Consider the following 12,197-nt stretch of genomic DNA (forward strand, 5'->3'; position numbering starts at 1 on the left):
TATCGGGCGCCGCGCTCAGCGCAAAAACGGCATCAACGGCTGCGCCGCATCGGCAAAACGTTGCTCGAGGAAGTCGAGCAGCGCGCGTACCCTCGGCGCCATGTATTGGGTCCGCTGAAACAATGCGTGTACCGGCGCATCGGGACAACGCCACTGCGGCGCGACGATCTTGAGTGTGCCCGCGTGCAAGTCCGCCCCGACGTCCCAAATCGACTTCATCACCGCGCCGCGCCCCTGAGCGGCCCATTCGCGCGCGATCGCACCGTCGTTGGTGAGCCGCGCGCGTTCGATCGGCGCGGTGAAGCCCACCGTTTCGCCCTCGTGAGCAAACTGCCATTGATTGGCGATACCGGAGGCGGACGTCAGCAACACGAAGTCCCAATCGCGCAAATCGTCGGGATGCTGCGGCATCCCGCGCGCATCGATGTACTCGGGCGATGCGCACAGCACGCGGCGGTTGTCGGCCAACCGTTTGGCGATCATCGAACTGTCGGCCGGCACACCGAAGCGAATGGCGAGGTCGATGTCGTCTTGCAGCAAATGCGAGAGCGAATCGGACAACACCAACGTGAAGTTTACTTGCGGATGCAACGCGTTGAACTCGTCCAGCCAGTGCCTCAACACCGAGCGCCCGAAATCGGATGTGGCCGATACGCGCAAGGCGCCGCTCACGGACGCCCGTCCGAGCTGCAACGCGGCGCGTGCATCGTCCAAGGTTTGCAGCGCGTGCCGGCAATGCGCGAGGTACATGCGCCCTTCGTCGGTCAGCCGCAGCATGCGCGTCGATCGCTCGAACAGTTGCGTATGCAGTTGGCTCTCGAGCTTGCCGAGCCGGGCGCTGGCGGCGGCGGGCGACAGGCCGAGCTTGCGGCCCGCCGCCGAAAGGCTGCCCAGGGTGGCGGCCGCAACGAAGAGCCGAATGTCGCCGAGATTATCCATGGTCGAAGCTTGCATAAAATGAGCATCCCGGATGAGAGGCCACCGGATCGGTACCCCGCGCGCGCTAGAACTCCGGCACCGGGTTGCGGCCTTCGGCCAACGTGTATCGACCGTCTTTCAAACGATAGATGGCCGTTTCATCCACGTCGCGCACCGCGTTGCCGTGTGCGATCGTTTCGGCACCCGTGAACGCGATGCGTAAATCGCCCGGGGCATCCTTGCCTTGTAAGATCTCTAGATGGCCGACGACGTTGAAACACTGCGGCATATCGGTCGACTCGGCGCGCTGCGTATTATTCTCGTCATCCGCGGTTGCGCCGCTGATGGCGGCCATGGGCTGCGCGGAGCCACTCGCAGCGGGCGCGGCCCCGCTCTTGAGCACTGCTTCGCAATCTTCCGTCGCACCCAGATTGTCCGCTGCCACGCGCAGCGTCGCGGCGAGCGTGCGGACTTGGCCCGGCGCAACACCGTACACCGAGGCCCACGATCCGCAATAGCCTTGCCAACAGCCTCCGGAAGTCAGTACTACGCCGAATTCGCTCGGCGACAGGCGGGCGACGCTGCTTTGGCCATAGCTGCCTGCGACACCACCGTAGTCGACTCCGTCGATGCGCCGCTCGAGCGCCCACCCCGAAGATTCCCGCCGGAAGAAGTAGGCTCCGAGCCAGGCACCAGATGCATATGAGTCGACCCGCTCGCCCGTGTCGGTGACCTCGACTCCTTCGGTCAGCATAACGGCGTGCGTATCGTCGAGCCGGATGACTTCGCGCGGCGAAACGTCCAGTTCGCTGGCCACGATCGTTTTCGTGATCTTGCCGTGCTCGTCCCTGTCGGGAATCTCGACATCGACGACACGCTTATCGCCCTTTTTCGTGTCTTCCCAATTAGGAAACACAGTTTTCATCAGATCGGCGCGTTTCAAGTCCGGCGAAAGCACTGCGGTTTGCGCATCCGATCCTGCCGCCGCCGATTCGCTTTGCGTGGCCGGATGCTTGCCGCAAGCGCCGCATGCGAGGATTGCCGCAAGAAGAACGCCGGCCGCCGAGGTTCGCGCGGCAAAGCGTATCGAAGGGAAACGGGTCATCTCGGGTCTGTTTTCGTTATAGGGAAAAATGCAACTTTGCATACTACCATCCAGTATGCTACCGTGTACTACCCCCTAGTACCCGAGCAATCGAAGATGCCGCACACCGTCGAAGAGAAAAAGCGCGTTCTAGCCCGCGTCCGCCGCGTGCGCGGCCAGATCGACGCGCTTGAGCGCGCGCTCGAGGAAGGCGCAGACTGCGGCCCGATTCTTCAGCAGATCGCAGCCGTGCGCGGCGCGATCAACGGGTTGATGGCGGGGGTGCTCGAAAGCCACCTTCGAGAAGAGTTTTCGCATGTCGCGCAAGCAAACGGCGCGCAGCAAGGGTCGATCGACGATGTCGTCTCCCTCGTGCGCTCCTATCTTCGTTGATTGACGTGCAGCGGCCGTCGAACCGGCCGGCTGATCTTCCCTTCTTTCGCCCAAAGGACTGACATGAAATCACGTGCCGCCGTTGCATTCGGGCCCGGCAAACCCCTCGAAATCGTCGAGATCGACGTCGAACCGCCCCGCAAGGGCGAAGTGCTCGTGAAGATCACGCATACCGGCGTGTGTCATACCGATGCCTTCACGCTCTCCGGCGACGACCCGGAAGGGCTTTTCCCCGCCGTACTCGGCCATGAGGGCGCGGGCATCGTCGTGCAAGTGGGCGAAGGCGTCACGAGCGTCAAACCGGGCGATCACGTCATCCCGCTCTATACCGCGGAATGCGGCGAATGCTTGTTCTGCAAGAGCGGCAAAACGAATTTGTGCGTGGCCGTACGCGCGACGCAAGGCAAAGGCGTGATGCCCGACGGTACCACGCGCTTCAGCTACAACGGCCAGCCGATCTATCACTACATGGGCTGCTCGACGTTCAGCGAATACACGGTCGTGGCCGAAGTCTCGCTCGCCAAGATCCATCCCGATGCGAACCCCGAGCAAGTGTGTCTGCTCGGTTGCGGCGTCACCACGGGACTCGGCGCGGTCAAGAACACCGCCAAGGTGCAGGAAGGCGATAGCGTGGCCGTGTTCGGTTTGGGCGGCATCGGCCTGGCCGTCATTCAAGGCGCCAAGCTCGCCAAGGCCGGCCGCATCATCGCTATCGACATGAACCCGGGCAAGTTCGAACTCGCCCGCGTATTCGGCGCGACCGATTGCGTGAATCCCAAGGATCACGAGAAGCCGATCCAGCAAGTCATCGTCGAGATGACCGGCTGGGGCGTGGACCATAGCTTCGAATGCATCGGCAACGTGAACGTCATGCGCGCCGCGCTCGAGTGCGCGCACCGCGGCTGGGGGCAGTCGGTCATCATCGGCGTGGCAGGCGCCGGGCAGGAAATCTCTACCCGCCCGTTTCAACTGGTCACGGGACGCCGCTGGCTAGGCACCGCCTTCGGTGGCGTAAAGGGTCGTTCGCAATTGCCGGGCATGGTCGAGGAGGCGATGGCAGGCAAGATCCAGCTTGCTCCGTTCGTCACCCACACCAAGACGCTCGCCGAAATCAACGAGGCATTCGACCTCATGCACGAAGGCAAGTCGATTCGTACCGTCGTCCATTATTGATCGCAAGCCGGGGCGCCGAGCGGCTCGCCGCCTCGGCTCTCGAGCAATTCGAGCACCGTCGCCGTGTAATTGCGCAGCGTCGCGTAATGCAGGGGCGACCGTTCGCCTGCCTCGGCTCCGGCGATCGCCTCGTGCATCGCGTCGCGCAGCAACGCGGCGATCGCTTGTCGCTGCGAACGCGTGAGGTGCGGCAACGCAGCCTCGAGAAACCGGCTCAAGACCATCGTTCGCGCGCCGAGGTGCGATACCGCATCGGCATGCGCTCGTAGCGAGCGCAATAGCGCCGGCCGAGCGTCGCTCGGCATGTCGATGTCGCTGGCCATATCGCTCGCCGGCAATTACACGCCCGCCGCTTCGTTCGCGCCGGCATCGTCCTCGACGCCGCGCAATGCCTGCCGGCGCAGTGCCGCCAAGGTCGCCGCGGCCTCGGGATGCAGCCTCGCGAATTGCCGCTCCACTTCTCGATCGGCATGCGCTCGCCCGATGGCGTGCCTGGCGATTTCGAATACCACGTCGAACGCGCTGTCGTAGCCGTCGTCGTCGAATCGCGATGCGTCGAACGGCGTCGTCACGCCTAACGCACCGTGACCCGCGCCTACGCTCTCGCGCGCCAGCTTGATCGCGCGGCTCAGCGGCTTGACGTGTTGCGCCGTCAGCCGCGCCAATGCGATATCGAGCCCGCGCGCATAGTCGATGAGATCGGCTCTCGACATCTCCTCCACGGTCGGCGTGCCGTGCTCGGCATGCCGCTCGTCCGAAGATGGCGCCGGCCGCGCGCGTCGATGCGTTCGGTGGATGAAGCTTCGGTATGACGTGCCCATTTTCAAAGTGGATTCACTCAAAGTCGATTCGCTTAGCGAAATGAACGACATCGTTGCGGATCAGGCAACGCGGTGGATTGGCGATTCAAATGCCGTGTCGCCGTCGCGATGCACGGCGATTTTAAAAACGTGCGGATTGATCGATCGAAGCCCGCTCACGGCGAGCAGGCGCATGGACGGGAATGCGGCGAAACCTCATCCCCGTCCCTCGACGAGCGCGTCAGCGCACTGTGCTTGCCTGAGCCGGCCGCCAAGCGATCGCCGCCACCAGGCTCAACGAAGCGGTGACGATCACATAGACCGCCGGCGCCAGATTGTTATGGGTTGCCGCGATCGCCCAAGTGATGATCGTCGCGGAAAAGCCGCCGAACGTGATCACTGCGAGGTTATAGGCGATGCAGATACCCGTCGACTGAATCCGGGCCGGAAACAACTCGCTGATCGCGGCCAGAACCGGGCCCTCGTAACAAGCGATCACGAGACCGAAAACGAGTTGGAACAACATCAGCGAACCAAGGCTCGGTTGCCGGTTGATGAAGGCGAACAGCGGATACGCCAGCGCGATCGCGGCGATCGTCGCGCCCACCAAAAAGGGCTTGCGTCCGAACCGGTCCGACAAGTGCCCGATGACCGGCGTCACGACCAGCACAATGCTCGCCCCGACCAACACCGCGATAAAACCGGCGGACGATTCCAGCTTGAGCGCCTTGACCGCGTACGTGGGGATGTAAAACAAAAGCACGTAAGAGCAGACGGTCCAGAAAATCACCAAGCCGAAGCCGAGCAAAATCGGCAGCGCACCGTTACGCACGATATCGAGCAGCGGCGCCGATTCGACCGCGCCTCGCTCGAGGCGATCGGACTCGACGAGATTGCTGCGGATATACATGCCCACCGGGCCCAGCATCAAGCCGACGAGGAACGGGATACGCCAGCCCCACGACTCGATTTGCGCGGCCGAAAGGTAGTTCAGTATCCACGTGCCGAGCGCCGCGCTCAAGATGATCGCAAAGCCGATGCTCGCCTGAATCCAACTCGTGTAATAGCCGCGCTGCGCCCCCGGCACGCGGTCCATCAGATACGCGGTGGCACCGCCCATTTCTCCGCCGGCGGAGAACCCTTGCAACAGCCGGGCCAAAACGATGATCGCAGGTGCGAGCAAACCGGCCTGCTTGTAGGTAGGCGCGAAGCTGATCAGCGCGGTCCCCATCGTCATCAGCAAGATGGTGATCGTGAGCGCCACTTTGCGGCCCGCCTTGTCGGCGAGCGCACCCAAGATCAGGCCACCCACCGGACGCATCAAGAAACCCACGCCGACGGTCGATACCGAAAGCAAGAGCGAAATGTTACGGTCCCCGACCGGAAAAAACAGCTTGGCGATGATGATCGCGAAGAAGCTATAGGAAATGAAATCGAACCATTCGAAGCCGTTTCCGATAATCACTGCCAGTACTGCTCGCCGCCTCGCGGCCTCGTCGGTCGGCCTGGCGTTATCCAGATACAGTGATGCGTTTTGCATAGAAACCCTTCTTTAATATTGTCACCAACTCTCTCAGGAATCTGCAGGTGCAGATGCTATGGCATTCGGGTTAGATTTGACTCGGAATTTTTTTCGGTCTGCTCCGACAAAAAGGAATGGTGATGGATAAGCGCACGGCTCGCATGACTATTTATTATCGAGGATCCAGTTTTTGAACGCGCGTACCGCGGCGGTGTCCCGACGCTCCGCCGGCCATAACAGGTGATACGCCCCGCCGTAAGTCGCGGTCGCCTCCGAAGCACGGACCAATTGCCCTGCGGTGACATGAGGCGTAATCATCTTATCCCACCCGAGAATGATCCCTTGACCCCGTAAAGCGAGATTCAGCAATAGCGGATAGCTGTTGCATGTAATCGTTTTCTTCGGGCGCGTCGATTTTGCGCCCGTGAGTTTGAGCCAGTTGTGCCAGCCCATCCATTGTCGTTGCTGCTCGTCGGCGACGAGCAACGTTTGTTCGAGCAGTTCGTCGGGCTGCAAGAGTGCGCCGCCCAAGAACGACGGCGTGCAGTAGGCACCGACCTCCTCCTCGATGATCCGCGTGCCGGCGAGGCCCGGCGGGATGACGTCGCGCACGTAATAGATGCCGACGTCGAACTCGGAAGTATTCAGGTGCAGTAAGCCGTCGCGCACCAAGATGCGGACGGTGATGTCGGGATGCGCTTGGGAAAACGACGTGACCCGTTGAATGAGGAACATATTGGCGGTGCCGGACGCGGACGCGATCGTCAGTTCTTGCGGCCCGGGGTCTTTCATGAGCTTGGCCGTGAATTCGGAGCAATCGACGAGCATTTCGTGAACGAATTGCGCGTATTGCTGCCCGGCCATCGTGAGCCGCAAAGAGTGACCGTCTCGGATGAACAGCGCAACTCCGAGGAAGTTCTCTAATTTCATGACCGCTTTGCTCACCGCCCCTTGCGTGACATTGAGTTCGTCACCCGCGCGAGTGAAATTACCCAGCCTCGCGGCGGCATCGAACGAGACGAGACATTGAAGCGGTGGAAGGGGATTAATTCTCATCTGACCGTGGCCCTAGTCGCGTAGCCGCGCCGCACGACCGCGACGCCGCGCATGCGCGGTCACGATCAGACGGATGACGGCGCATGCACTGTGCTACCCAATTTTCATTTTTGGCAAAAATATGCGGATCATTACCTACCATTGCCTGATCCGTGACCTGTCAACTTTAGCAGGTCGCATTCATGCAAGCGTTCGGTACCGTTCGATATAACGGCGATGCACCGCACTCAATGGCGGATCGGATGGTGACGCGATATGGCATTGGCTCGCATGCACGATAGGTATGCGATTTATTAAAGTGAAGAATATCGTTAGCCGCCGCGTTATTTCCTCGCCTCCCAGCGCCCCTTGGCGTCGAGGCTCGCGTACGGCTCGAACTTGCCGCCTCTGACCATCACGGCCATGAACGCCGGCCTCGTCCGGTCGCCCTTTGCGTCGAAGGCAATCGAACCGGTGGCGCCGTCATAGCGTCCGAGCCGATGCAACGCGGCGGAAATGGCCTCCGGCTCGGTCGAGTTCGCTTGCTCGATCGCTCGCGCCGTCACGCCGATCGCATCGTATTCGTAGATCGAATAAGGTCCCGGCGGGTGCCCGAACTCGGCTTCATACGCCTTGATATAGCGTGTTGCGCTCGCGCTCGTCATGAACTGCGGCAGCGGCGAGGTCGTCACGATCATGCCCTCCACGGCCTCGCCGCCCTTTTCGATGAGAGACGGGTCCGCCGTGCCGTTGCCCATGAAATGCTTGATGCCCGAGCCCAGCGCGCGCAGATTCTTGGCGAGCACCGCGGCCTCGGTGTAGTACCCGGTGAAGTACAAAACGTCGGGGTGCGTATCGGCCGCCGCCTTGGCCACGTCCCGATAGTCTTGTTGTCCGGGCGTGAGCGCGTTGTCGTAGACCACCTTGACGCCTTCACGTTCGAGCGCGGCGATCGTGCTCGAGGCGAGCCCTTGCGAATAGGCGGTGCCGTCGTTGACGACGGCTGCCCGCGTGGCATGCAGGACGTCCTTCATGAGGGTGGCCGCGTAGCCGCCTTGCGTGTCGGTCCGGCCGATCGTGCGAAACACATCGGGCCAGCCGTGCTCCGTCAGCGCGGGGAACGTGGATGCATCGAGGACGTAAGGAATCCTCGTCGTGTGCAAGATGCGCGATTCCGGCAACGCCGCGCTCGAACAATAGCCGCCCGCAACGGCCACGACCCCGGCGGCAATCAGCTCACTCGCGGCGTTGGCGGCGCGGTCCGGATTGCAGGCATCGTCCCGCTCGACGAGTTCGAGCTTCTTGCCGAGCACCCCGCCGGCCGCGTTCAGGTGGCTCACCGCCAGCTTGGCGCCGTTCAAGATGTCGGTACCCGAGCTCTGGTAGTTGCCCGAGAGCGGTACCAGCACGCCGATCTTGATCCGCTCTTGCGCTTCGGTTCGCGTGGAAGCCAAGCCTAGCGCCAGCGCAAACGCAAACGTCGTCATGGGCAAAGGCGCCGCAAGGCGTTTCACCGCACGCATGGGCCTCGGGCGGTGCCTCCATCGGGAAAACGAATCGCTCATGGCCGTATCTCCGTATCTATTGTCATTTATACCGGAGCGAAGCCGCCAATGCACCCCTAGACTGGCCTTTTTCCCAACAGACCAGGAGTAAGCATGCGCGCCGAAGACGTTCTTCCCGATTCCATCAATCACGTTACGATCGACGGCCAATTGCTCCGCAAGGGCACGGTCGCCGCATTCCTCGCGAATGCGCGACTCTGGCTCGACGCGAGCCGCGACGCGGCACAGCACGAGCAAGCCGAGGCGGACATGGTTGCGGCACTACCCGCGCTGCGGGCGCTCGGCCTCTTCGATATACTCGACGTTCGCGACGCAACGCTACGCGCGTGGCTCGCGCGTCATTGAAATCCTTTTCTTCCGTAGCGGCGCGGCGCGCGTGCCGATGTTTCTCGATCGTCAAGGCTTTGCCGCGATGCCGCAACCTTGACCCACGCAAACCCCATCGACGAATACCCACAACGCCCCCCAGCAATGCGATCAAGACGGCATCGATGCGCGGCCGCGGCGGCCTATTCGTTGTCGTCTCCGCCGGACGCTTGCGAGGGCGGGCAAAAGAACGGGTTCTCAGTCTCGTCGCGCGTATAGTCGGCCGAGTTTTTCCGATCGACGATGGATACCGTTCCTTCTTGCGCCAACGCATATAACGTGCGCTGGTCGGGGGCAAAGATGACTTGCTCCGGTGCGCTCGGGACCGGGTATTCGCCCATCGTGCCGTGCGTTGCGGCTTTGAACACGCGCACCAGCGGACGGTCGTAATCGAGCACGGCAAAGTACTTGCCGTCGTCGCTCGTGTCGACGTCGTACATCCCGCCGTGGCAGACGGCATTATTGCGGCTCGCCGTCAGCTTCGCCGGGTCCATCCAATCAAGCGAAGACTGCGAATAGAACCAAACGCCCGCCCCCGATGCGGCCGGCACGGCGCCGAGGAAGCCGGAGTCCACGGGATAGGTATGCACCACGGCATCGGTCGCGGTGTCGAATGCGACGATCGCGTTTTTCTGGATCGCGTGAGCGTACAGCGTGTTGCCGTCGCTGGACAACCACATCGACAACGTGCGGCCGAACGGCATCCCGTCTGCTTGAGCACTGCCGCCGAGACTCAGCGTCTTAACGCTCTTCGGCCACTGCGAAAGACCGACGACCGAAATCGAATCGCCCACGCCGTTGAAGACGTAGAGCTTGTCATGCGCCGGCGAGGCGATCACGGTGCGCGGAAAGCGGCCCACCTTAACGCTATCGACAATCGTGCCTCGGGCGAGATCGATGCGCACGACACTATCTTCACGCATCGAGGCCACATAGGCGTAGCCCTCGTCCGGGCTGATGGCGAGGCCTGCCGCGCCGCGGCCCCGACACATGTTTCCGGGGCAACCACCGAGGCCGGTGGCGAACGGCTCGCCGTGAATCGTCCGCACGAGCGCACGCTTCTCGACATCGACCACCGTCAGCGTGTTGTCGTCCATGGCGGTGACATACAAACGCTTCCCTCCTGGCCCGAGGGCCATTGCGTAGGGCGACTTGCCGACCGGCAATACGGTCCCCTTGGCGACGTCGGTGGAGACGAACGGCGGGCGATGTTCGGCATCGAACTTGACTTGTTCGGCGATCGCCTGCGCTTGCTGCTCGCGTTCGGCCTTCAACCGGCTTTGCGCCAGCTGATTGTCGATTTCCGCTTTCCACTGATCGAGTTCGGCGTTCGATCCGTGCCGCGCCGCGGCGACGATGGCAATCGTGCCTGCAATGCCCAGCGCCACTACGCCGGCTTGTCCCAGCCCGCGCGCTCCCTTGCGTTGCGGGCGGCAAACGGCCATCCCCACGATGAAACCTACGAGCACCCCCCCTACGTGGGCCGCCTGATCGATACCCGAGATAAAGAAACCGGATACGAGGTTGATCGCAATAACTTGCACGATCGCGTTACTGCGGATCGGCACCGGCGGTTCATCCCACCCACGACGGCTCATCGCGTATCGCAGGCAAACGGCGGCCGCCGCACCCGCGAGTCCCATCAGCGCACCGGACGCACCGACGCTCACGACAGGGTGAATGCCGACCGAAACGAAACTCGAGACCTCGTGATAGCCGAACCAAACGGCGCTTAGCAAGCTCGCGCCGAGCGCCGACAAGAGATACACGACCGCGAAACGCAAAGCACCGATCGTACGTTCGAGTATCGGGCCGAGCACCGCGAGCATATACATATTCATGAGCAGGTGAGTCCAACCGCCATGAAGAAAAGCGCTCGTCAAAAGCCGCCATGGCTCCCCCGTCAAGGTGAGCGGCGCGAAGTTCGCCCCCCAGGCGATAAGCGTCTCGTTGGTCAACTCGTGACCGGGCATGCCCCACCACATCAGTACAAAGATCGCGACGTTGGCGACGATAAGCAAAATCGATAAGTGGAGCGAACGAGTTGATTGTTCTTGGGAAATGGATTCCATATATGCATGTAGTAGCGGCCGACAGGACTTGTCCGGTCGACCGGTTAAAAGAGCGTTTCGCGCATACCAGGCTACAACCTGCGGCGGCTCATCGATAAATGGGAGTCGGCCATCAAGGATTGGGTCCACCCCATCGTGCTCGCCTCGTTATCGCGGCGCCGCTGTCGACGGCTGCGGAGCAACGGACGAGTGCTCCGTCAAGGTCGTGCTCTGCAATACCGTCGCCGGGGTCGGTCTCTCGCTCATTTGCGTCCTCGGTTGCGCGCGGTGCCTCCGTCTGAGCGGACTCGACAGGGACCATCGGCGACTCGGCCTGTAACAACGGCGACCGCTCGATCGGCGATGGTACGAGCCCGGTCTCCCGTAAGGCTGCGAAACCAATCAGGCCCAGTATCCAATACATTCCAGCCTCTTATTGTTATCTTGTACGTCTCTTCGCATATCGCGCGAACACGATGCCCCCTCTCATCGCCTCCGGGGAATCGATACCTGCGCGAATCGCGCCGCGTAGGCTACCACATGCATTACGGATATCGAGCCGGTCCGATCACGAGATCGAGAAAAATACCGAAAAATGCGGAAAATGCTGATATATTCGCACCGCCTACTTTCTGGCGTTTCATGGCGACATAGAACAATGACTTCCGAGATCTCTCAACCGGCCCAATACACAGAGCTCAAGCCGAAATGGCAGGAGCGGTTCGCTTTTTTCGACGCATACGGTGCACCCTCTTCGCCCCACGCGCGTGAGGCGATTAAGACGCTTCCGAAGAGTAAGCAGCGCCTGATCACCATGAACTATTATGCGTTCTTCTTCGGTCCTTTCTATTTCCTTGCAATCGGACTCTGGAAGAAGGCTTTATCGCTGACGGCTATCGCGATTCTGACGGCAATTGCCATCGAAGTCGGTTTCCTCTTGCTCATGGGTACCGATACACCAAGGGCCCTCGATCGCGGCATCAGCATCGGCTTTGCTGTCTTGTTCAGCTATTGCGCGAACTATGCGTACTATTTGAAGACCGTTAAAAACGTTCAGAATTGGAACCCGTTTACCGGACTTCGATTCAAGTGAGCGGCGCGCCGGCAAAACGGCGCGACGCTCGGCCATGAGTCGGATCGGATTCATGGTCGGTTTTATCGGGTCCACTCAGTGGATCCGATAAGCCGCTAGCCATGCTGTGCGATCGATTGCCGCAATCACGGCTTGCCTTCCCCCGGGCCCGACGCGCCGGCACACGGTCGCAGCGCTCGCCGCACCAGGCCTAAGCT

12 protein-coding genes are annotated in these 12,197 nt (G+C 61.6%); 4 read left to right on the plus strand and 8 right to left on the minus strand.

The genetic code is table 11. From position 1 onward, the window contains the following. Nucleotides 1–15: 15 nt before the first annotated feature. Together C0Z18_RS01775 and C0Z18_RS01780 are read right to left on the minus strand one after the other, a co-directional pair. Entirely contained in the window at nt 16–939 is a 924-nt protein-coding gene (locus C0Z18_RS01775) for a LysR family transcriptional regulator (RefSeq protein WP_102643614.1), read from the minus strand. Nucleotides 940–1,003: 64 nt separating this feature from the next. Then, on the minus strand, nt 1,004–1,843 hold the full coding sequence (locus tag C0Z18_RS01780; protein WP_146013906.1) for a hypothetical protein: 840 nt from the start codon (nt 1,841–1,843) through the stop codon (nt 1,004–1,006). Nucleotides 1,844–2,119: 276 nt separating this feature from the next. On the opposite strand from C0Z18_RS01780, the gene frmR reads away from it, so the two are divergent. Both frmR and C0Z18_RS01790 read left to right on the plus strand, forming a co-directional pair. After that, nucleotides 2,120–2,395: a formaldehyde-responsive transcriptional repressor FrmR gene (gene frmR / locus C0Z18_RS01785; RefSeq protein WP_102643616.1), complete on the plus strand. Its 276-nt coding sequence runs from the start codon at nt 2,120–2,122 to the stop codon at nt 2,393–2,395. Nucleotides 2,396–2,458: 63 nt separating this feature from the next. Next, the gene (locus C0Z18_RS01790) at nt 2,459–3,568 is read left to right on the plus strand and encodes an S-(hydroxymethyl)glutathione dehydrogenase/class III alcohol dehydrogenase (RefSeq protein ID WP_102643617.1); all 1,110 of its coding nucleotides are present in this window, start codon (nt 2,459–2,461) and stop codon (nt 3,566–3,568) included. Here C0Z18_RS01790 and C0Z18_RS01795 read toward each other — a convergent pair. The 5 genes from C0Z18_RS01795 to C0Z18_RS01815 form a co-directional block, all read right to left on the minus strand. After that, nucleotides 3,562–3,891, minus strand: a complete 330-nt coding sequence (locus tag C0Z18_RS01795; RefSeq protein ID WP_146013907.1) for a hypothetical protein — start codon at nt 3,889–3,891, stop codon at nt 3,562–3,564. The two genes, C0Z18_RS01790 and C0Z18_RS01795, sit on opposite strands and share 7 nt — an antisense overlap. Nucleotides 3,892–3,906: 15 nt before the next feature. Further along, complete coding sequence (locus C0Z18_RS01800) at nt 3,907–4,281, minus strand: hypothetical protein (RefSeq protein WP_146013908.1); 375 nt, start codon at nt 4,279–4,281, stop codon at nt 3,907–3,909. A gap of 328 nt (nt 4,282–4,609) precedes the next feature. Then, nucleotides 4,610–5,908: an MFS transporter gene (locus C0Z18_RS01805; RefSeq protein WP_102643620.1), complete on the minus strand. Its 1,299-nt coding sequence runs from the start codon at nt 5,906–5,908 to the stop codon at nt 4,610–4,612. A 147-nt stretch (nt 5,909–6,055) separates the two neighbouring features. Beyond that, entirely contained in the window at nt 6,056–6,946 is an 891-nt protein-coding gene (locus tag C0Z18_RS01810; RefSeq protein ID WP_102643621.1) for a LysR substrate-binding domain-containing protein, read from the minus strand. A gap of 323 nt (nt 6,947–7,269) precedes the next feature. Next, nucleotides 7,270–8,412, minus strand: coding sequence for a branched-chain amino acid ABC transporter substrate-binding protein (locus tag C0Z18_RS01815; RefSeq protein WP_158244185.1), 1,143 nt, complete (start codon nt 8,410–8,412; stop codon nt 7,270–7,272). A gap of 171 nt (nt 8,413–8,583) precedes the next feature. Here C0Z18_RS01815 and C0Z18_RS01820 point away from each other — a divergent pair, with 171 nt between their 5' ends. Beyond that, the gene (locus C0Z18_RS01820) at nt 8,584–8,835 is read left to right on the plus strand and encodes a hypothetical protein (protein WP_102643623.1); all 252 of its coding nucleotides are present in this window, start codon (nt 8,584–8,586) and stop codon (nt 8,833–8,835) included. Between the two features lie 164 nt (nt 8,836–8,999). Here C0Z18_RS01820 and C0Z18_RS01825 read toward each other — a convergent pair whose 3' ends face one another. After that, nucleotides 9,000–10,928, minus strand: coding sequence for a rhomboid family intramembrane serine protease (locus C0Z18_RS01825; protein ID WP_102643624.1), 1,929 nt, complete (start codon nt 10,926–10,928; stop codon nt 9,000–9,002). A 637-nt stretch (nt 10,929–11,565) separates the two neighbouring features. Between C0Z18_RS01825 and C0Z18_RS01835 the strand changes: the two genes are divergently transcribed. Beyond that, nucleotides 11,566–12,000 carry a DUF2628 domain-containing protein gene (locus tag C0Z18_RS01835; RefSeq protein WP_102643626.1) on the plus strand — a complete coding sequence of 145 codons (435 nt, stop codon included), beginning with the start codon at nt 11,566–11,568 and terminating at the stop codon, nt 11,998–12,000. The last annotated feature ends 197 nt before the right edge of the window (nt 12,001–12,197 follow it).

Origin of the sequence: Trinickia dabaoshanensis, assembly GCF_002879885.1 — a bacterium.
Lineage (GTDB): Bacteria > Pseudomonadota > Gammaproteobacteria > Burkholderiales > Burkholderiaceae > Trinickia > Trinickia dabaoshanensis.

Bases quoted from the DNA above. Each gene is read 5' to 3' on its own strand.
- C0Z18_RS01800 (WP_146013908.1), bottom strand. From the start codon at position 4,281: ATGTCGAGAGCCGATCTCATCGACTATGCGCGCGGGCTCGATATCGCA.
- C0Z18_RS01820 (WP_102643623.1), top strand. From the start codon at position 8,584: ATGCGCGCCGAAGACGTTCTTCCCGATTCCATCAATCACGTTACGATC.
- C0Z18_RS01825 (WP_102643624.1), bottom strand. From the start codon at position 10,928: ATGGAATCCATTTCCCAAGAACAATCAACTCGTTCGCTCCACTTATCG.
- C0Z18_RS01790 (WP_102643617.1), top strand. From the start codon at position 2,459: ATGAAATCACGTGCCGCCGTTGCATTCGGGCCCGGCAAACCCCTCGAA.
- C0Z18_RS01795 (WP_146013907.1), bottom strand. From the start codon at position 3,891: ATGGCCAGCGACATCGACATGCCGAGCGACGCTCGGCCGGCGCTATTG.
- frmR (WP_102643616.1), top strand. From the start codon at position 2,120: ATGCCGCACACCGTCGAAGAGAAAAAGCGCGTTCTAGCCCGCGTCCGC.
- C0Z18_RS01835 (WP_102643626.1), top strand. From the start codon at position 11,566: ATGACTTCCGAGATCTCTCAACCGGCCCAATACACAGAGCTCAAGCCG.
- C0Z18_RS01805 (WP_102643620.1), bottom strand. From the start codon at position 5,908: ATGCAAAACGCATCACTGTATCTGGATAACGCCAGGCCGACCGACGAG.
- C0Z18_RS01780 (WP_146013906.1), bottom strand. From the start codon at position 1,843: ATGAAAACTGTGTTTCCTAATTGGGAAGACACGAAAAAGGGCGATAAG.
- C0Z18_RS01815 (WP_158244185.1), bottom strand. From the start codon at position 8,412: ATGACGACGTTTGCGTTTGCGCTGGCGCTAGGCTTGGCTTCCACGCGA.
- C0Z18_RS01775 (WP_102643614.1), bottom strand. From the start codon at position 939: ATGGATAATCTCGGCGACATTCGGCTCTTCGTTGCGGCCGCCACCCTG.
- C0Z18_RS01810 (WP_102643621.1), bottom strand. From the start codon at position 6,946: ATGAGAATTAATCCCCTTCCACCGCTTCAATGTCTCGTCTCGTTCGAT.